This is a genomic window from Plantibacter sp. LMC-P-059a, assembly GCF_030209505.1.
GTDB lineage: Bacteria > Actinomycetota > Actinomycetes > Actinomycetales > Microbacteriaceae > Plantibacter.
Genome location: NZ_JARVRZ010000001.1, coordinates 387,277 through 405,017, shown reverse-complemented (window position 1 = coordinate 405,017; position 17,741 = coordinate 387,277). Strand labels below are relative to the sequence as shown.

Below are 17,741 nucleotides of genomic sequence, written 5' to 3'. Positions count from 1 at the left end.
GCATGAGCAGCCACGTCCTGAGCCTCCTCGTCGAGGACAAGCCCGGTCTGCTGACCCGCGTCGCCGGGTTGTTCGCCCGCCGGGGCTTCAACATCGAGAGCCTCGCGGTCGGCCACAGCGAGATCGAGGGTCTTTCCAGGATCACGGTCGTCGTCGACGTCGAGGAGCTCCCGCTCGAACAGGTGACGAAGCAGCTGAACAAGCTCATCAACGTCATCAAGATCGTAGAACTCGATCCGGCACAGTCGGTCCAGCGCGAGCACCTGCTCATCAAGGTCCGTGTCGACAACTCCACCCGTTCCCAGGTGCTCGAGGCCGTCAACCTGTTCCGCGCCCGCGTCGTCGACGTGGCCACGGATGCGCTCGTCATCGAGGTCACGGGTGACTCGGGGAAGACGACGGCCTTCCTCAAGGTGCTCGAGCCCTACGGCATCAAGGAGATCGCCCAGTCGGGCCTCCTCGCCATCGGACGCGGCTCCAAGTCCATCACCGAACGCGTCTTCAAGAACTAGTCGCCTCGGCGACATCGTGCGAAACCACAACCAAGGAGAGAACCACCAGTGACTGAGATTTTCTACGACCAGGACGCAGACCTGTCGCTCATCCAGGGCAAGAAGGTTGCCGTGATCGGCTACGGCTCGCAGGGGCACGCACACGCGCTCAACCTCCGCGACTCCGGTGTCGAGGTCGTCGTCGGCCTGAAGGACGGCTCCAAGTCGGTCGCCAAGGCCGAGGAGCAGGGCTTCACCGTTAAGAACGTGGCCGACGCCTCCGCATGGGCCGACGTCATCGTGATCCTCGCGCCGGACCAGTTCCAGCGCACGATCTTCGCCGAGTCGATCAAGGACCAGCTCGCACCGGGCAAGGCCCTCGTCTTCGGCCACGGCTTCAACATCCGCTTCGGATACATCGAGGCTCCCGAGGGCGTCGACATCTTCATGGTCGCCCCGAAGGGCCCGGGTCACACCGTGCGTCGCGAGTACGAGGCCGGCCGTGGCGTCCCCGTCATCGTCGCCGTCGAGAAGGACGAGACCGGCAGCGCCTGGGCGCTCGCCTGGTCGTACGCCAAGGCGATCGGCGGCCTGCGTGCCGGCGGCATCAAGACCACCTTCACCGAGGAGACCGAGACCGACCTGTTCGGCGAGCAGGCCGTCCTCTGCGGTGGTGTTTCGCAGCTGATCCAGTACGGCTTCGAGACTCTGACCGAGGCCGGCTACCAGCCGCAGATCGCGTACTTCGAGGTGCTCCACGAGCTGAAGCTCATCGTCGACCTCATCTGGGAGGGTGGCATCGCGAAGCAGCGTTGGAGCGTCTCCGACACGGCCGAGTACGGCGACTACGTCTCCGGCCCGCGGGTCATCGACCCGAGCGTCAAGACCAACATGCAGGCGGTCCTCAAGGACATCCAGGACGGCACCTTCGCGAAGCGCTTCATCGAGGACCAGGACGCCGGCGCGCCCGAGTTCCTCGAGCTGCGCAAGAAGGGTGAGGACCACCCGATCGAGGCCACCGGTCGCGAGCTGCGGAAGCTCTTCGCGTGGAACGCCTCGAACGACGACGACTACGTCGACGGCAGCGTCGCCCGCTAGTCAGCAGGATCGGCCGTCCGACGGCACCGATCAGAACGCCCGCCCCGTGATCACGGGGCGGGCGTTCTGTCGTCATCGGCGGTTCAGCAAGGCAGCTGCTCGCCGTCGCGTGGTTCGAGGAAGATCTCGATGACGGGGATCGGGGTGGCGGGTTCGCCGATCGGCAGATGCAGCGTCACCGTGTCCGCACCGAGCCCCTTCGGCTGGGTGTGCTGGTTCGGCAGGTCGTGCTCCGGTCGATGCACCTGGAACGGGACCTCGGAGCCGTCCGACAGGAGCTGCGCGTAGCGCACCCTGCCGCCGAGTCCCGGCAGGTGCAGATGCACGAACGGCCAGGCGAAGACATGCACGTAGAGGCGGTCGCCGCGCTGGGTGTACCGGACATCCGACGGGCTCGCGAACTCGGACGGACCGCACCCGCGGATCGCACGTTCATGCAGCGCGAACCAGTCGGCGAGCACCTCCAGGCGTTCGACGGCCCGAGGATCGATCGTCCCGCGGGCCGTCGGTCCGATGTTCAGGAGCATGTTGCCGTTCTTCGAGACGGAGTCGACGAGCATCCGCAGGAGGAGTTCCGGTGACTTGTAGTCGAGGTTGTCCCGGTCGTACCCCCAGCTCCCGTTCAACGTCTGGCACGCCTCCCAGCGGAGCGGTCCGCCGTCCGCGTCGACCGGTGTCTCGACCGGTTGGTACTGCTCCGGAGTGGTGACATCACCCGGAAGCTCCAGTCGGTCGTTGATGAGGATGTCCGGCTGCAGCTCGCGGATCATCGAGACGAGTTCCTCGGATCCCCAGTCCGCCGCACCCTTACCCGGCAGCCCTTCGATGCCCTGCGAGTAACTGAAGTCGAAGAACAGGTAGTCGACCGTGCCGTACCCGGTGAGGAGTTCGCGGACCTGACCGTGGAGGTAGTCGCGGTAGCGGTCCCAGTCACGGTCGACGTTGGCAGCGAGCGCCTCAGGGTCGTTGCGCAGCGGGTGGATCCCGTCGACGGTGAAGTCGGGGTGATGCCAGTCGATCAGCGAGTGGTAGAAACCGATGCGGAGCCCCTCGGCGCGGAAGGCCTCCACGAACTCGGCCACGAGGTCACGGCCGGCGGGCGTGTGCATCGACGTGAAGTCGGTGAGCGCCGAGTCCCAGAGGCAGAAGCCGTCGTGGTGCTTCGTCGTGAGGACGGCGTATCGGAAGCCGGCCGCCTTCGCCTGCCTGGCCCAGGCGCGCGGGTCGAAGCGGTCGGGGTCGAAGTGCTCGCGGTAGCGCTCGTAGTGTGCGGCGGACAGGTGTTCCCGCGTCTGCACCCATTCGTGCCGGGCGGGGAGCGCGTACAGGCCCCAGTGCAGGAAGAGTCCGAATCTCGCCTCGTCGAACCAGGCGGCGTCGGGTCTGGGGGTGGTGGTCTCGGTCACGGCGGCCTTTCGATCGTCGAGCGGGTTCACGGCGATGCGGGCAGGCTAACACGAAAGGTCGGATGTCTGGCCGCATGGGGTGGTACCAGCGGCACACGCCGGCGGCGTACCGCGGGCGGTTCAGCCGTCGGTGGGCTCGGCGAGCTGCACCGGTTTCCCGGTGTCCAGTGAGGTTTTCGCCGCCAGCGCGACCATGAGTGCCGCGATCGCGCTCGGCCCGGTCACCCGTACCGGTTCGACGTCTCGTTCCACGCACTCGAGGAACGAGGCCATCTGTCGCTGATAGGGGTCGGTCTCGTCGAGCTCGTACGGCCGACTCGGCGCCGCGGAGCCGAGCGCCTCGATCGAGAGAGGTGCGCGATGCGTCGGGGACGCGCCCACGAAGCGGTGCGCGAGGAGACCGGTGCTGCCGAGCACTTCGATGGCCGAGCTGAATCCGAAGTCGGGCGGGAGGTCCATCGACGTCAGGACGCGCCCGATGCCGCCGTCGGCGTAGTCGACGGTCGTCTCGATCGGTCTGCCTGAGCCGGTCCGACGGCTCGAGACGGCTCGCGGCGTGCCGAGGAGCCGGTTCAGCTGGTCGAAGTCGTGGATGGCGAAGTCCACCAACGGTCCACCGGAGCGCCGCTCGTCCTGCCACCACGGGGATGGGGGAGCGGGGGCGCTCAACCGTTCGGCCGTGACCGCGAGGGGTGTACCGACGGCGCCGGCGCGCACGGCGTCGTCGATCGCCTCGTACCCGCCGAAGAATCTGACGACGTGCGCGACCATGAGGATGCGTCCAGCCTCCTCGGCGGCACGGAGGATCGCGTGGGCGTCGGAGAGTTCGAGGGCGATGGGTTTCTCCAGCAGCACGTGCTTGCCGGCTCGGAGCGCGCGGACCGCGAGGTCCCGGTGGGTGTCGGTCGGCGTGCAGATCACGACGATGCCGACCGAGGCGTCGTGCAGCACCTCGTCCACGGAGGTCGTCAGCTGCGCACGTGGTGCCTCCGGCATCGGTCTCGGCGAGCGCGCCGAGCACAGGTACGCGATCCGGTCCGCTGCGCCGAGTCCGGCGAGGGCGCGGACGTGCGCCTGCCCCATGGCACCGGTGCCGATGACGGCGATGCGCCCCGGCGTCATCGGGTCGCACCTGCCGCCAGGTCGCGGCGCAACCGGCCGAGCGTCGCGTCGTCGACGTCCTCGCCCAGCATCCTGAGGCCGAGCGCCGCGGCACCGACGAGGCCGTCGGCGACCGGGACGAGTGGGGCTCCCGCCGCCGCGGCTGACAGCCGCTCCCTGGCCGAACCGACGGCCGGGAGGAGGCCGTCCACGAGCACGCTCCCTCCGACGACGAGCGTGGCGTCGCGGTCGTCCGACTCGGGACCCGTGACGCGCTCCACGAGGCGCGCCAATCGGTCCACCGCGGCGTCGAGGATCGCCAGCGCGACCTCGTCGTCAGTGGCGAGGAAGGCGAGCGGCGCGAGGCGTGCGATGGCGATGGGCGGACCGTCGTTCACGGACCGGATGAGCGCGTCGAGCGCCGACGATCGGCGACGGTGCGTGTGGTCGGAGATCGTCGTCTCCGGTGTGGTGCCGATCATCTGGCAGAGCAACGGGGTGAGCGCAGTTCTCGGTCCGATGTCGTCCAGGTCGGCGGCGACCGCGCGGATCACCCGACGGGCGATCCAGAACCCGGAACCGCCGTCACCGAGGAGCCACCCGGCGCCACCGACCTCACGGACGACCCTGTGGTCACTAATCCGGCCGGCGACGCTCCCGGTCCCCGCGACGAGCACGATGCCGTCGGGCGACGCCGAGCCCGATCCGTACATGCCCAGGAGATCCGGCTCGATCACCACCGGTCCGAGTCCGAGCGGACGGAGGTGTGCATCAAGGGCGCGCCGGTAGGCGTCGGACACCAGTCCCGCCTGCGTGATCACCACGGGCGACCCTGTTCCTGCGGCCGGGCCGGACGGCGTGTTCCCAGCCTGGTCGAGCGCGGCCCGGACCGCGAGGGCGATCTGCGCGGCAGCGGCGTCGACGCCCGATGAGGTCGGATTCCCGCCGCCCGCGCGACCGGAGCCGAGTCGCCGCGCCGAGGCGTCGACGAGCGCCGCGCGGGACGAGGTGCCGCCGGCATCGACCGCCAGTGTTGTTTTCATCATCGTCATCATCTCGAAACATGTTGCCGTGGGCCACAACGTACTGTAAGAATCAGTTTCGCGTCCCTCCAACGAAGGAGAAAAGGAATTTCCATGACTGTTTCCGTCCGCACCGACCCACCGGTCGAGCACGCCACCGGCGTGACCAACCGGATTCGGTCGCGGATGCCGGAGATGTCAGGGGTCATGCTGCGGATCGCGGACTACCTCCTGGAGAACCCCGACGCCCCCCTCACCCTCACGATCGGTGAACTCGCCGCCGACTCCGGTGTCTCGGCGGCGACCATCACCCGCTTCTGCCGCATCATCGGCTACACGGGGTACGCGCCGTTCCGGGTCGACCTCGCGAAGGACTTCGGACGCAGCACGGCCCGCGACTCCTGGCGCACCGACATCGGACGGGCCTTCGGTCCCGACGACTCGGCGCCGGACGTCCTGAGCACCCTGCTCAACGCGCACACGCGGACGCTCCGCGAGACCGCCGAGGTGATCGACCTCGACGTCATGCTCGAGATCGCCGGAGCGATCGCGCGGAGTCGGAACGTCGACATCTACGGTGTCGGTGGGAGTGCGATGCTCGCCGACGAGATGCAGGCGAGGCTCTACCGGATCGGCATCAGCACGCACGCCTGGTCGGAGGTGCACGCGGGCCTCACGAGCGCGGCGATCCAGGGACCCGACACCGTCGCCCTCGGCATCAGCAACACGGGACGCACCGAGGAGACCATCCAGATGCTCCGCCAGGCCGGCCGCTCCGGCGCGCTCACCGTGGCGATCAGCAACAACCCGGACTCCCCGCTCGTGGCCGAGTCGACCCTCGCCATCATCACCTCGGCCCACGAACGGTTCCTCCAACCGGACGACCTCTCCGCCAAGCACGGCCAGCTGTTCGTCCTCGACCTGCTCTACCTGTTCGTCGCCCAGCAGAACTTCGAACGCACGACCAAGCGCCTCGCGGCCTCAGCACTCGCCGTCGCCCCACATCGCCGACCGACGAGGGCGGGAGCCCTCTCCGAGACCCCGTCGCCCGTTGGCGTCTGAGAGGAACCGCATGAGCACCGCATCCACCACGAGCTGGACGGATCACCTCGACCACTACACCGAGGAGGTCACCTCCCGCCTGGCCGACATCACCCGGGCTGCGCGCTCCGGGGAGCTCGACCCGGCGATCGATCTCCTGGTCACGGCGCTCGACCAGGGCGCGGTCATCCAGGCGTTCGGGACCGGCCACTCCGAGGCATTCGCGATGGAGATCGCCGGTCGCGCTGGCGGGCTGATCCCGACGAACAAGATCGCCCTGCGCGACGTCGTCCTGCGCGGCGACCGGTCCGTCGACGACCTCGGTGGTGCCGCACTGGAACGCAGCGGCGACGTCGCGGCGGAACTGTTCGCGATCTCCCCCGTGGGGCCGGGCGACGTGTTCATCATCGCTTCGAACTCCGGCGTCAACGGGTCCATCGTGGGGCTGGCCCTGATCGCGAAGGAGCACGGCCACCCCGTCATCGCGGTCACCTCGCTCGAGCACACCTCGCGCGTCGAGCCCAAGCACCCGAGCGGCCTCCGGCTCTCCGAGGTCGCCGATGTCGTCCTCGACAACCGCGCCCCCTTCGGCGACGCGACCATCGAGGTCCAGGACGGCGTCCCGGTCGGCGCGGTCTCCTCGATCACGGCCGCGTACCTCGCGCAACTGCTCACCATCGGCGTCGCGGCCAGGATCGCGGCGACCGGTGAGACCCCACCGCTCTACATCTCGGCCAACATCCCGGGCGGCGACGAGCACAACAGTGTGCTCGAAGACCGTTACCGAGGCCGGATCCGACGTGACGCCTGAGCCTGAGGCGCCCCGACACCCGCACCACACACCCGACCGCACCACCCCGACAGCACCACACCCGGGCACGACACGAATCACTGGAAGGTAGACCGATGGACAAGCAGCCAGCAACGCTCCAACGCCGCGATTTCCTCCGAGGGGCACTCGCGACCGCGATCCTCCTCCCGCTCGGCGGGACGCTCGCGTCCTGTGTCGGCGGTGGAGGCGGGGCGACCACCACCGGTGGACCGGTCTCGGCCGACAACCCGTTCGGCATGGCGGCAAACTCGACGGTCGACGCCGTCATCTTCAAGGGCGGGTACGGCATCGAGTACACCGAGTTCGCCGGCAAGCTCGTCGAGAAGCAGCAGAAGGGCTCGACCGTCAAGGTCACCGCGGCGACGAACATCGCGCAGACCCTCCAGCCGCGATTCGTCGCAGGCAACCCGCCGGACGTCATCGACAACAGCGGTGCAGGCCTCATCGGCATCAACACCATCCGCGAGCAGCTCGCCGACCTGACGGACGTCATCGAGGCGAAGAACTACGAGGGCAAGGTCATCAAGGACACCCTCTACCCGGGTGTCGTCGAGCCGGGCACCTTCGACGGCAAGTTCGTCCAGCTGAACTACGTACTGACCGTCTACGCGGTCTGGTACTCGGCGGCGCTCTTCGAGGCCAACGGCTGGACTCCGCCGAAGACGTGGGCTGAGGCCCTCGATCTCGGTGCGAAGGCCAAGGAGCAGGGCAAGTACCTGTTCGGCTGGGGCACCGAGGCGGCGACCTACTACCTGACGATGGCCATCGCCTCGGCGATCAAGGAGGGCGGCGACGAGGTCCGTCTGGCGCTCGAGAACCTCGAGGCGGACTGTTGGTCGAAGCCGGCCGTCCAGGACGTGCTCAAGGGGCTCAAGGCGATCATCGACGCCGGGTACGTCAAGCCCGGTGGTGCCGGAACGCAGTTCACCGCGGCGCAGGCGCAGTGGAGCAACTCGGAGGACTTCATCCTCTACCCCTCGGGTGGCTGGATCGAGAACGAGATGAAGACCCAGACGAAGGACGGCTTCAAGATGACCGGCGCGCCCGAGCCGACGGTCTCCGCCGACTCCGCTCTGCCGTACTCGGCGCTGCACAGCACGGCCGGTGAAGGGTTCATCGTCCCGTCGCAGGGCAAGAACGTCGGCGGTGGCAAGGAGTTCCTGCGGGCGATGCTGTCCAACGACGCTGCGGTCAACTTCGCGAAGACGACCTTCTCGTCGACCATCGTGAAGGACACGATCCCGGAGGACGGCTTCGGTTCGACGGCGCTCGTGTCGCAGGTCAAGATGCTGGGCGACGCCGGGACCGACGTGTTCTCGTGGAACTTCATCGACCTGTACGGGCTCAACACGGACCTCCTCGTCCTGTGGAACACGTTCCTCCAGGGTGGTTCCGACGTCGCCACGCTCACCAAGGGCATGCAGGACATCTCCGACAAGGTCCGCAACGACGACTCCGTGGACAAGGTCACCGTCAAATGACGGCGGTCGGCACGCCGATCGGGAAGGTGGGAGGGGCCACCCCTCCCGCCGCCCGGCGGCTGCGCCGCCGGGACTTCACGTTCGACCGGGTCTCGTTCTTCCTGGTCTTCCTGATCGTGCCGGTGGTGGGGTACGTCGTCTTCGTGGTCTCACCGTTCGCGCAAGCGGCGTACTACTCGTTGACGAACTGGTCCGGGTTCTCCCCGGGCATGGACTTCGTCGGGTTGTCGAACTACACGAAGCTCTTCCAGGACCAGACCTTCCTCCAGTCCATGGGCAACAGCGTCGCGCTCGCGATCGTCCTGCCGCTCGTGACCCTCGGGATCGCGTTCCTCTTCGCCTCCCTCATCACGATCGGCGGACCGAGCAACGGACCGATCCGCGGCTTGCGCAACTCCAGCGTGTACCGCGTGATCACCTTCTTCCCGTACGTCGTGCCGGCCATCGTCATCGGCCTCATCTGGAAGCAGATCTACGACCCGTCGTCCGGGCTGCTGAACGGCTTCCTGACCGGCATCGGTCTCGACCAGTTCGCCTCGTTCGCCTGGCTCGGATCGCCGGACACGGCGATGGTCGCCACCATGTTCGTCATCGTCTGGGGACTCATCGGGTTCTACACGGTGCTCTTCATCGCGGCGATCAAGGGGGTGCCTGCCGAGGTGTACGAGGCGGCACGGATCGACGGCGCGGGTCGCTTGCGGACTGCGCTCACGATCACGATCCCGTTGATCCGGGACAACATCCAGACGGCGTACATCTACATGGGCATCCTCGCCCTCGACGCGTTCGTGTACATGGCCGCGTTGAACCCGGGCGGCGGTCCGTCCAACACCACGCTCGTGATGTCGCAGCAGCTGTTCACGACGGCGTTCACCAAGGGCCAGTTCGGCTACGCCTGCGCCATGGGGGTCGTGCTCGCGCTCGTCACCCTGATGTTCGCCGGTGTCGTCTTCCTGGTCAGCCGGCTCACCGGCGGTAACGATGAAGGGGTGGCGGAATGACCGTCCAGACCACGGCGACGACCGCGAACCCGGCGGTCGTCGGGAAGCCCGGCACGCGCACACCGGCCAGCCGCAAACCGACCACGGGTGACCGCGTCGTCGGGACGGCATCCCACACGGTGCTGATCATCTGGTCCATCGTGGTGGTGGTGCCGCTGCTCTGGACCGTCATGTCGTCGTTCAAGACGAGCTCGGAGATCTTCGCCTCGCCGTTCTCCCTGCCGTCGAACTGGAACTTCGACAACTACGTGAACGCGTGGACGACCGCCGGCATCGGGAGCTTCTTCCTCAACTCGATCGTGGTGGTGTTCGGCGCGCTCATCGTGACCATGCTGTTCGGTTCGATGTGCGCGTACGTGCTGGCCCGGTTCCGGTTCTTCGGCAGCCGAGCGATCTACTACCTCATGCTCGCGGGTCTCACCTTCCCGGTGTTCCTCGCGATCGTGCCGTTGTTCTTCGTGCTGCAGAGCCTCGGACTGTTGAACTCGCTTCCCGGGCTCATCCTCACCTATGCGGCGTTCGCCTTCCCGTTCACCGTGTTCTTCCTCTTCTCGTTCTTCAAATCGCTGCCGGTCTCCATCGCCGAGGCTGCGGCGATCGACGGGGCCGGGGAGTGGAGGACGTTCTTCCAGGTGATGCTGCCGATGGCTCGCCCGGGGCTCGCGACCGTCGCGATCCTCAACTTCGTCGGCCTGTGGAACCAGTTCCTCCTGCCGGTGGCGCTCAACTCGAACCCGCAGAACTACGTCCTCACGCAGGGGATGGCGTCGTTCGCGGCGCAGGCCGGGTACTCGGTCGACTTCGGTGCGCTCTTCGCGGCCTCCGTCATCACCGTCGTCCCCGTGCTCATCGTGTATCTGATCTTCCAGCGTCAGCTGCAGGGTTCGGTTTCGCAGGGCACGGACAAGTAGCGCGTCGGCGTGCGCGACGTGCCTCCGAGGGGAACCCTGGAACAATGGTCCGAATGAGCTCCCAGTCGCCAATCGCCGTCGAGATCGCCGTCCAGGACCTCGAGGGGGTCCGCATCGCCATCCGCGAGGGTGCACAGCGGGTCGAACTCTGCCAAGCCCTCGGGTCGGGCGGACTCACCCCGTCCATCGGCCTCGTCATGGCCGCGGTCCGGGCGGCGGACGAGGCCGGGCTCGGGGATTTCGTCCACGTCCTGGTCCGGCCTCGTGAGGGCGGGTTCGTCTACACGCCGGCCGAGATCGAGGTCATGTCGGGCGACATCCTCGCGCTGGAGGCGGCGGGTGCCGCAGGGATCGTCGTCGGCGCCCTCCGGGCCGATCGCACGATCGACATGGAGGCGCTGGCACAACTGCGTCAGGCCGCCGGTTCGCTGGCCGTGACCTTCCACCGTGCTGTCGATGCGACGCTCGACCCGGTGCGCGCCGCAGACGAGCTCCGCGACGCCGGGGTGGACCGCCTGTTGACGTCGGGTGGTGCGCGCGCAAGCATCGACGGCGCGGAGAAGCTCGCGGCGATGGCGTCGAACGGTGACGGCTCGATGGAGATCATGGCCGGCGGGGGAGTGACGATCGACGCGATCCCGACGCTCGCCAGAGCCGGGGTCGACGCGGTGCACCTCTCCGCCCGACGCCGAGCCGGGCGGGTCACGGAGACGGGTCCGGGCGGCGGATCCCCGAGCTACGACATCACCGACGCCACGACGGTCGCCCGAGCCGTCGCAGCGGTCCGCCGCGCCGCTGTCGCAGTGTGAGGGTCGCCGGCCGTCGGTCGGCAGGAGCGTGATCGGTCCGGGTCGTCAGAGCGCCACGGCGACGAGCGCGGCGATCAGCACGAGCTGACCGATCAGTCGCGGCACGAGGGGGACCGCGAGGCGACCGAACCGGGCGGGCTGTCGGGCGGCGGCGGCATTGGCCGGGAAGACGGCGACGAGGAACACGATCAGGCAGCAGACGGCCGCGATCCTCGTCGGCGCGATCAGCAGGCCGAGACCGCCGGCGATCTCGCAGACGCCGGTGAAGACGACGAGCATCCGCGGGGTGACGGTGGTGCCGCGAAGGCGGTCGGGGATCATCGCGGCCATGGTCCTCGCCGGACCGGGGACGAAGTGGAGCGTCCCCATCCCGATGAACATGAGCGCGAGGGCGATCGTCAGGACGGACTGCAGGATGGAGAACGGGTTCACCGTGCCATTGTGCTCCGTCGTGCGCCGGTCGCCGCACCTGGGGACGCTTCGGCGACGATAGGCTGACGGCATGACGGAGCAGCGGGACGACGACGCGCTGAGCTGGGCCGGAGACGACGATCCGACGCTCGACCCCTCAGCGTCAGGCGAGCGAAGCCGAGGGGAAGCGACCTCGAACGAGGTGCTCGAGACCCCAGCCCCGCCCGCCAGACGGCTCGACAAGCCGGTCCCGCCGATCCCCGTTCCGGCGACCCCCGTGGAGGCCGAGCCGGACGAGGTGGCTGCAACCGACCGGACGCCGGCCGAGCCTGCCGTCGCGGAGCGGGAGCAGATGAGCTCCGTCATGCTCGTGACCCTCGGCATCTTCGGCGGCGTGTTCCTGCTCTACAGCGTCGGCTGGCTCATCTCGGCGTTCCGACCGGACGCCGCACCCCCGAGCGACGCGGTCGGCCGCTTCATGTTCGACCTCGGACAGGGATTGGCCGTCGCCGCCGGCCCCGTCTGGATGGCGGCGACCCTCTGGCTGACGCGTGGCGGCAGGCCGTTCGTCCGGATCGCCATGCTCCTCCTCGGCGTCCTGCTCATCCTGCCCTGGCCGTTCCTCCGAGGAGTGTGATCGCGATGCCCTCGACCCGTGCTGACTCCGCCCCGCAGCCCACCGACCCTCGCCCCTCCTGGCTCAGCTGGTGCATCGCCGTGCTGTTCGGCCTGTTCTTCGCGTACGACGTCTTCGAAGGTGTCGGCAACCTCGTCGGCATCCTCGGAACGGCGGACGGCCTCGGTGTCCCGGTCCTCCCGCTCGGCTGGGTGGTCCTCATCGGCGGCCTCCTCCTGCCGATCGTGGCCTTCGCGATCGCGTACCGGACGGGTCGCGGGCGCTCACTGGGGGAGCAGGCGGTCAGATACCTCGTCGCACTCTGCGTGGTCGCGGCCGTCTCGCTGTCCATCCTGGCGATGTTCGGTGCCCAGCAGCTCATCGACCTCTCCGCCTGAGGCGCCGGCAGCAGCGTCACACGACGAACCGCGGAGTGCGCCTCCGATAGGCTTGCGACGGCCGCCGGACACCGACGCGCTGCCCACCCCACTGCTACTGCGAAGGAACCGTTCCGTGTCGAAACCGGTCGTACTGATCGCCGAAGAACTCTCACCAGCCACCGTCGACGCCCTCGGGCCCGACTTCGAGGTGCGCTCCGTCGACGGGACGGACCGCCCTGCGCTGCTCGACGCCATCGCCGATGCGGACGCGATCCTCGTGCGTTCCGCCACCAAGGTGGACGAGGAGGCGATCCAGGCGGCGACCCGTCTCAAGGTGATCGCCCGTGCCGGGGTCGGCCTCGACAACGTCGACATCAAGGCGGCGACGACGGCGGGTGTCATGGTCGTCAACGCCCCGACGTCGAACATCATCTCCGCGGCCGAACTCACCGTGGGTCACATCCTGAGCCTGGCTCGCCACATCCCGGCAGCCCACGCCGCGCTCGCCCAGGGCCAGTGGAAGCGGTCCAAGTACACCGGCACGGAGCTGTACGAGAAGACGATCGGCATCATCGGTCTCGGTCGGATCGGCGCGCTCATCACCGCCCGCCTCCAGGCGTTCGGCACGAACGTCATCGCCTACGACCCCTACGTCACGTCCGCCCGCGCCCAGCAGCTCGGCGTGCAGCTGGTCACCCTCGACGAACTGCTCGCGCAGTCCGACTTCATCACGATCCACATGCCGAAGACGCCGGAGACCACGGGCATGATCGCCGGTCCGCAGTTCGCGCTCATGAAGCCGACGGCCTACGTGGTGAACGTCGCCCGCGGCGGACTGATCGACGAGGACGCGCTCTACGAGGCGCTCTCGAACAACGTCATCGCCGGTGCCGGTCTCGACGTCTTCGTCACTGAGCCGCCCACGGACACGAAGCTGCTCGGCCTCGAGAACGTCATCGTCACGCCGCACCTCGGCGCCTCGACGGACGAAGCGCAGGAGAAGGCCGGCGTCTCCGTCGCCAAGTCCGTGCGGCTCGCGCTCGGTGGCGAACTCGTCCCGGACGCGGTCAACGTCGCGGGTGGCGTCATCGACCCGTACGTCCGTCCCGGCATCCCCCTCGTGGAGAAGCTCGGACAGGTGTTCGCCTCGCTGTCGACTTCGTCACTGACGAGCGTCGACGTCGAGGTGCACGGTGAGCTCAGCGGCTACGACGTCAGCGTCCTCAAGCTCGCCGCCCTCAAGGGGATCTTCACGAACATCGTCAGCGAGACGGTGTCCTACGTGAACGCGCCCCTGCTGGCCGAGCAGCGCGGCGTCGTCGCCCGACTGATCACCGACGAGGTGAGCGAGGAGTACCGGAACGTCATCACGCTCCGCGGTGCCCTGAGCGACGGATCGCAGATCTCCGTCTCCGGCACCCTGACCGGGACGAAGCAGATCGAGAAGATCGTCGAGATCAACGGGTACGACGTCGAGGTCCCGTTCGCCAAGCACCACATCGTCATGGTCTACACGGACCGTCCCGGCATCGTGGCCGTCTACGGCCAGCGGTTCGGCGAGGCCGGCATCAACATCGCCGGCATGCAGATCGCCCGGCACGAGGCCGGCGGCCCGGCGCTCAGCGTGCTGACGGTCGACTCACCCGTGGCCGACGACGTGCTCGAGGTCATCCGCGAGACGATCGACGCGACGCTCCTGCGTGAGATCGACATCACCGAGCAGTAGCACCCACCGACGAACGCCCCACCCGGTATCGCGGGTGGGGCGTTCGTCGTCTCGGCAGATCAGCGCGACGCCGCCGGCAGGAGCCGCGCGATGACGGCCAGCAGCCGTTCGATCGACTTGTCGCTGCCCTCGTCGGGGTCGCTGACCCCCATGCCGAGTTGTGCGGTGTTGGCGTAGAGGCCGTCCGACATCAGCACGATCGCGCGGGCGGTGTCGGGATCGCCGACGGCGTCCTCCACCGTGCGCAGCCAGCTCCGCCGGATGTCGGACATGGCCTCACTCGCCTGCGCGTGCTGCCCCTGCGCGAGCCGCGCGACGGCGATGATCGTCCGGTCGAACGGGGTGCCGCAGTCGACGGAGGTCCGCACGAAGTACTCGACGACGCCCTCCGGGGCCGCGAGCATCCGCGCCGTGTCGGCCTCGCTCATCTCCGAGAGCCGCTCGATGAGGCCGTCGACGAGGGCGTCCTTGCTCCCGAAGTGGTAGAGCAGCCCGCCTTTGGAGACCCCGGCCGCGGCGGCGACGGCATCGAGGGTCGCAGCGCGTTCGCCCTGTTCGATGAGCAGGTCGGCGAAGGCGTCGAGGACGCGTTCTCGGGCTGCGGTCTGCTTCGCCATGGCTCCATCGTATTCGGCTGGTCGGGTTCGGATTGATACTATACCGGCTGGACGGTATAGTCGAGCAGGCGGCGCCCGACCGGCGCCGTTCTCCACGCTCCGAAAGAGGTCATCGTGTCCACCGCAACCGAACCCACCGCCGTCCTCGCCCCGCGCGCCGGCCGACGAGCCTGGTTCGCACTCGCCGTCCTCATGCTCCCCGTGCTCCTGGTGTCGGTGGACAACACGGTCCTGAACTTCGCGTTGCCCGCGATCTCGAGCGCACTCACGCCGTCCGGAACCCAGCTGCTCTGGATCGTCGACGTCTACCCGCTCGTCCTCGCCGGCCTGCTCGTGTCGATGGGCAGCCTCGGCGACCGGATCGGTCGCCGTCGGCTCCTCCTCATCGGGTCCATCGGCTTCGGTGTCGTCTCCGTCGCTGCCGCCTTCGCGCCAAGCGCGGAGCTCCTGATCGCGGCCCGGGCGGCCCTCGGGTTCTTCGGCGCGATGCTGATGCCGTCCACGCTCTCGCTCCTGCGGAACATCTTCCTCGACCGCGACCAGCGACGGTTCGCGATCGCCGTGTGGGCCAGTGGGTTCGCCGCCGGCAGCGCGCTCGGACCGATCGTCGGTGGTGTCATCCTCGAGCACTTCGCCTGGGGCGCGGTGTTCCTGCTGGCGGTGCCGGTGCTGTTGCCGCTCGTCGTGCTCGCACCGTTCCTGATCCCCGAGTCCAAGGACCCGGATCCGGGTCGCATCGACGTCCCGAGCATCGTGCTCATCCTCGTGACGATGACTCCGCTCGTCTTCGGCGTCAAGCACCTCGCCGAGGCCGGATTCGACGTCGTCACCGTCGTCTCGATGGTCGTCGGCGTCGCGAGCGGCATCCTGTTCATCCGCCGGCAGCTCCGGCTCGAGCACCCGCTGTTGGATCTCAGTCTCTTCCGGCGCGCCTCGTTCAGCGGCGCGGTGGTCATCAACCTCCTCAGTGTGACCGCGCTTGTCGGTGGTCTGTTCTTCGTGTCGCAGCACCTGCAGCTGGTCCTCGGTCTGGCGCCGCTCGACGCCGGCCTGGTCCTCCTGCCAGGTCTCATCGTGATGATCGTCGCCGGTCTCGTGATCGTGCCCATCTCGAAGCGGGTCCGGCCGGGGATCGTCGTCCCCGTCGCCCTCGTCGTCTCGGCCGTCGGGTACGCGTCCATCGCGATCACCGGTGGGGACGTCTCGGCCTTCGGGATCGGACTCGCGTTCGTCGCGCTCGGGCTCGGCATCGGATCCGCCGAGACGGTGTCGAACGAACTCGTCATTGCGAGCGCACCGCCGGAGAAGGCCGGTGCGGCGTCCGGGGTCTCCGAGACCGCCTACGAACTCGGCGCGGTCCTCGGCACGGCGACCCTCGGGACGGTGCTCACCGCGTCCTACCGCTCGTCGGTGATGTTGCCGGACGGGCTCACCGCCGTCCAGCAGCAGGCCGCGGGGGAGACGCTCGGTGGGGCGGCGACCGTCGCCGAGCAGCTCCCTGGCGACCTCGCCGGTGCGCTCATGGAGTCCGCGCGGCACGCCTTCGACAGCGGCGTCGGCGTCGCGGCCTGGATCGGGGTCGGCCTCATCGTCGCCGCCATGCTCGTCGCGGCGATCGGTCTGCGCCGGGTCCGATAAGGCGCTCGTCGGTCGTGCCACCCGGGCCCGGGTGGCACGACCGCCTCGTGGTGCCAGGCGTTAAGCTGGGCGCACACCGTCGTCGCACCCTCAGGAGTCCCATGTCCCGCACCGTCAAGCTCGCAGTCATCCCCGGCGACGGGATCGGTCCCGAGGTCGTGGGTGAGGCGCTCAAGGTGCTGGACGCCGCGGTCGAGGGCGGTGACACACGGTTCGAGCAGACCCCGTTCTCCCTCGGTGCCGCCCGGTTCCTCGAGACGGGCGACGTGCTGACCGAAGCAGACCTCGCCGCGATCGCCTCGCACGACGCCATCCTGCTCGGCGCCGTCGGCGGCGTTCCAGGCGACCCCCGGCTCGCGAACGCGAACATCGAACGGGGCCTGCTCCTGAAGCTCCGCTTCAGCCTCGACCACTACGTCAACCTGCGGCCGACCGTCGTGTACTCGGGAGTGCCCAGCCCGCTGCGCGAGCCGGGAGCAGTCGACTTCGTCGTCGTCCGCGAGGGGACCGAAGGCCCCTACGTCGGCAACGGCGGGACGATCCGCCCGGGGACGCCGCACGAGGTCGCGAACGAGGTCTCGGTGAACACGGCCTACGGCGTGCAGCGTGTGGTGCGCTACGCGTTCGCCGCCGCGGCCGCTCGCCGGAGCAAGCTGACCCTCGTGCACAAGACCAACGTCCTGGTCTTCGCCGGGTCGCTCTGGAAGCGCATCGTCGACGCCGTGTCCGTCGAGTTCCCCGACGTCGCGGTCGACTACCTCCACGTCGACGCCGCCACGATCTTCCTCGTCACCGATCCTGCTAGGTTTGACGTCATCGTCACGGACAACCTCTTCGGCGACATCCTCACCGATCTGGCCGGCGCGATCAGCGGCGGCATCGGTCTCGCGGCCTCGGGAAACATCAACCCGGACGGCACGTACCCGAGCATGTTCGAGCCCGTCCACGGATCGGCGCCCGACATCGCCGGGAAGCAGCTGGCCGACCCGACCGCCGCCATCCTCTCCGTCTCCCTGATGCTGTCGCATCTCGGCTTCGAAACGGAGGCGGCACGAGTCGCCACTGCCGTCACCGCCGACATCGCCGCCCGGACGGGCGCAGCGCGCTCGACGACCGAGGTCGGCGACGCCATCGCCGCCCTCGCGGCGAAGCGGTAGACG

18 protein-coding genes are annotated in these 17,741 nt (G+C 68.6%); 13 read left to right on the top strand and 5 right to left on the bottom strand.

Annotated features, from left to right (window positions below):
* Positions 1–2: 2 nt before the first annotated feature.
* Together ilvN and ilvC are read left to right on the top strand one after the other, a co-directional pair.
* Positions 3–512: an acetolactate synthase small subunit gene (ilvN, locus tag QRN27_RS01925; RefSeq protein WP_056007074.1), complete on the top strand. Its 510-nt coding sequence runs from the start codon at positions 3–5 to the stop codon at positions 510–512.
* A 48-nt stretch (positions 513–560) separates the two neighbouring features.
* The gene (ilvC, locus tag QRN27_RS01920; RefSeq protein WP_194669648.1) at positions 561–1,589 is read left to right on the top strand and encodes a ketol-acid reductoisomerase; all 1,029 of its coding nucleotides are present in this window, start codon (positions 561–563) and stop codon (positions 1,587–1,589) included.
* An 83-nt stretch (positions 1,590–1,672) separates the two neighbouring features.
* On the opposite strand, the gene QRN27_RS01915 is transcribed toward ilvC, so the two are convergent.
* The 3 genes from QRN27_RS01915 to QRN27_RS01905 all read right to left on the bottom strand — a co-directional run bounded on the left by QRN27_RS01915 (position 1,673) and on the right by QRN27_RS01905 (position 5,142).
* Positions 1,673–2,995, bottom strand: coding sequence for an alpha-L-fucosidase (locus tag QRN27_RS01915; protein ID WP_285040519.1), 1,323 nt, complete (start codon positions 2,993–2,995; stop codon positions 1,673–1,675).
* Positions 2,996–3,115: 120 nt separating this feature from the next.
* Complete coding sequence (locus QRN27_RS01910; RefSeq protein WP_285040518.1) at positions 3,116–4,117, bottom strand: Gfo/Idh/MocA family protein; 1,002 nt, start codon at positions 4,115–4,117, stop codon at positions 3,116–3,118.
* The gene (locus tag QRN27_RS01905) at positions 4,114–5,142 is read right to left on the bottom strand and encodes an N-acetylglucosamine kinase (RefSeq protein ID WP_285040517.1); all 1,029 of its coding nucleotides are present in this window, start codon (positions 5,140–5,142) and stop codon (positions 4,114–4,116) included. Before QRN27_RS01905 ends, QRN27_RS01910 begins: the two co-directional genes overlap by 4 nt.
* Positions 5,143–5,232: 90 nt before the next feature.
* Between QRN27_RS01905 and QRN27_RS01900 the strand changes: the two genes are divergently transcribed.
* The 6 genes from QRN27_RS01900 (at position 5,233) to QRN27_RS01875 (ending at position 11,193) form a co-directional block, all read left to right on the top strand.
* The gene (locus tag QRN27_RS01900; protein WP_285040516.1) at positions 5,233–6,180 is read left to right on the top strand and encodes a MurR/RpiR family transcriptional regulator; all 948 of its coding nucleotides are present in this window, start codon (positions 5,233–5,235) and stop codon (positions 6,178–6,180) included.
* Positions 6,181–6,190: 10 nt separating this feature from the next.
* On the top strand, positions 6,191–6,970 hold the full coding sequence (locus QRN27_RS01895) for a sugar isomerase domain-containing protein (protein WP_285040515.1): 780 nt from the start codon (positions 6,191–6,193) through the stop codon (positions 6,968–6,970).
* A 95-nt stretch (positions 6,971–7,065) separates the two neighbouring features.
* Positions 7,066–8,472: an N-acetylglucosamine/diacetylchitobiose ABC transporter substrate-binding protein gene (gene ngcE / locus QRN27_RS01890; RefSeq protein WP_194669654.1), complete on the top strand. Its 1,407-nt coding sequence runs from the start codon at positions 7,066–7,068 to the stop codon at positions 8,470–8,472.
* A complete protein-coding gene (locus QRN27_RS01885) occupies positions 8,469–9,473 on the top strand; it encodes a carbohydrate ABC transporter permease (RefSeq protein WP_285040514.1) in 1,005 nt (334 codons plus the stop codon). The genes ngcE and QRN27_RS01885 overlap by 4 nt, the downstream gene beginning before the upstream one ends.
* Positions 9,470–10,384, top strand: coding sequence for a carbohydrate ABC transporter permease (locus QRN27_RS01880; RefSeq protein WP_056007049.1), 915 nt, complete (start codon positions 9,470–9,472; stop codon positions 10,382–10,384). The genes QRN27_RS01885 and QRN27_RS01880 overlap by 4 nt, the downstream gene beginning before the upstream one ends.
* Positions 10,385–10,437: 53 nt before the next feature.
* Entirely contained in the window at positions 10,438–11,193 is a 756-nt protein-coding gene (locus tag QRN27_RS01875) for a copper homeostasis protein CutC (protein WP_285040513.1), read from the top strand.
* Between the two features lie 45 nt (positions 11,194–11,238).
* On the opposite strand, the gene QRN27_RS01870 is transcribed toward QRN27_RS01875, so the two are convergent.
* Positions 11,239–11,625 carry a DoxX family protein gene (locus tag QRN27_RS01870; RefSeq protein ID WP_285040512.1) on the bottom strand — a complete coding sequence of 129 codons (387 nt, stop codon included), beginning with the start codon at positions 11,623–11,625 and terminating at the stop codon, positions 11,239–11,241.
* Between the two features lie 70 nt (positions 11,626–11,695).
* Between QRN27_RS01870 and QRN27_RS01865 the strand changes: the two genes are divergently transcribed.
* The 3 genes from QRN27_RS01865 (at position 11,696) to serA (ending at position 14,326) form a co-directional block, all read left to right on the top strand.
* A complete protein-coding gene (locus QRN27_RS01865) occupies positions 11,696–12,241 on the top strand; it encodes a hypothetical protein (protein ID WP_285040511.1) in 546 nt (181 codons plus the stop codon).
* A 5-nt stretch (positions 12,242–12,246) separates the two neighbouring features.
* Positions 12,247–12,618, top strand: a complete 372-nt coding sequence (locus QRN27_RS01860) for a hypothetical protein (RefSeq protein ID WP_285040510.1) — start codon at positions 12,247–12,249, stop codon at positions 12,616–12,618.
* Between the two features lie 115 nt (positions 12,619–12,733).
* A complete protein-coding gene (gene serA, locus QRN27_RS01855; protein WP_285040509.1) occupies positions 12,734–14,326 on the top strand; it encodes a phosphoglycerate dehydrogenase in 1,593 nt (530 codons plus the stop codon).
* Positions 14,327–14,385: 59 nt separating this feature from the next.
* Here the strand turns inward: serA and QRN27_RS01850 are convergent, their stop codons facing one another.
* Positions 14,386–14,943, bottom strand: coding sequence for a TetR/AcrR family transcriptional regulator (locus tag QRN27_RS01850; protein WP_285040508.1), 558 nt, complete (start codon positions 14,941–14,943; stop codon positions 14,386–14,388).
* Positions 14,944–15,057: 114 nt separating this feature from the next.
* On the opposite strand from QRN27_RS01850, the gene QRN27_RS01845 reads away from it, so the two are divergent.
* Positions 15,058–16,581 (top strand): MFS transporter, encoded by a 1,524-nt coding sequence (locus tag QRN27_RS01845; protein WP_285040507.1) that lies wholly within the window; start codon positions 15,058–15,060, stop codon positions 16,579–16,581.
* Positions 16,582–16,682: 101 nt separating this feature from the next.
* Positions 16,683–17,738, top strand: coding sequence for a 3-isopropylmalate dehydrogenase (locus QRN27_RS01840; protein WP_285040506.1), 1,056 nt, complete (start codon positions 16,683–16,685; stop codon positions 17,736–17,738).
* Positions 17,739–17,741: the final 3 nt, after the last annotated feature.

Excerpts from the sequence above, each read along its gene's own strand:
- ilvN (WP_056007074.1), top strand. The coding sequence starts at position 3 with ATGAGCAGCCACGTCCTGAGCCTCCTCGTCGAGGACAAGCCCGGTCTG.
- QRN27_RS01910 (WP_285040518.1), bottom strand. The coding sequence starts at position 4,117 with ATGACGCCGGGGCGCATCGCCGTCATCGGCACCGGTGCCATGGGGCAG.
- QRN27_RS01905 (WP_285040517.1), bottom strand. The coding sequence starts at position 5,142 with ATGATGAAAACAACACTGGCGGTCGATGCCGGCGGCACCTCGTCCCGC.
- QRN27_RS01900 (WP_285040516.1), top strand. The coding sequence starts at position 5,233 with ATGACTGTTTCCGTCCGCACCGACCCACCGGTCGAGCACGCCACCGGC.
- QRN27_RS01895 (WP_285040515.1), top strand. The coding sequence starts at position 6,191 with ATGAGCACCGCATCCACCACGAGCTGGACGGATCACCTCGACCACTAC.
- ngcE (WP_194669654.1), top strand. The coding sequence starts at position 7,066 with ATGGACAAGCAGCCAGCAACGCTCCAACGCCGCGATTTCCTCCGAGGG.
- QRN27_RS01885 (WP_285040514.1), top strand. The coding sequence starts at position 8,469 with ATGACGGCGGTCGGCACGCCGATCGGGAAGGTGGGAGGGGCCACCCCT.
- QRN27_RS01880 (WP_056007049.1), top strand. The coding sequence starts at position 9,470 with ATGACCGTCCAGACCACGGCGACGACCGCGAACCCGGCGGTCGTCGGG.
- QRN27_RS01875 (WP_285040513.1), top strand. The coding sequence starts at position 10,438 with ATGAGCTCCCAGTCGCCAATCGCCGTCGAGATCGCCGTCCAGGACCTC.
- QRN27_RS01865 (WP_285040511.1), top strand. The coding sequence starts at position 11,696 with ATGACGGAGCAGCGGGACGACGACGCGCTGAGCTGGGCCGGAGACGAC.
- QRN27_RS01860 (WP_285040510.1), top strand. The coding sequence starts at position 12,247 with ATGCCCTCGACCCGTGCTGACTCCGCCCCGCAGCCCACCGACCCTCGC.
- QRN27_RS01850 (WP_285040508.1), bottom strand. The coding sequence starts at position 14,943 with ATGGCGAAGCAGACCGCAGCCCGAGAACGCGTCCTCGACGCCTTCGCC.
- QRN27_RS01840 (WP_285040506.1), top strand. The coding sequence starts at position 16,683 with ATGTCCCGCACCGTCAAGCTCGCAGTCATCCCCGGCGACGGGATCGGT.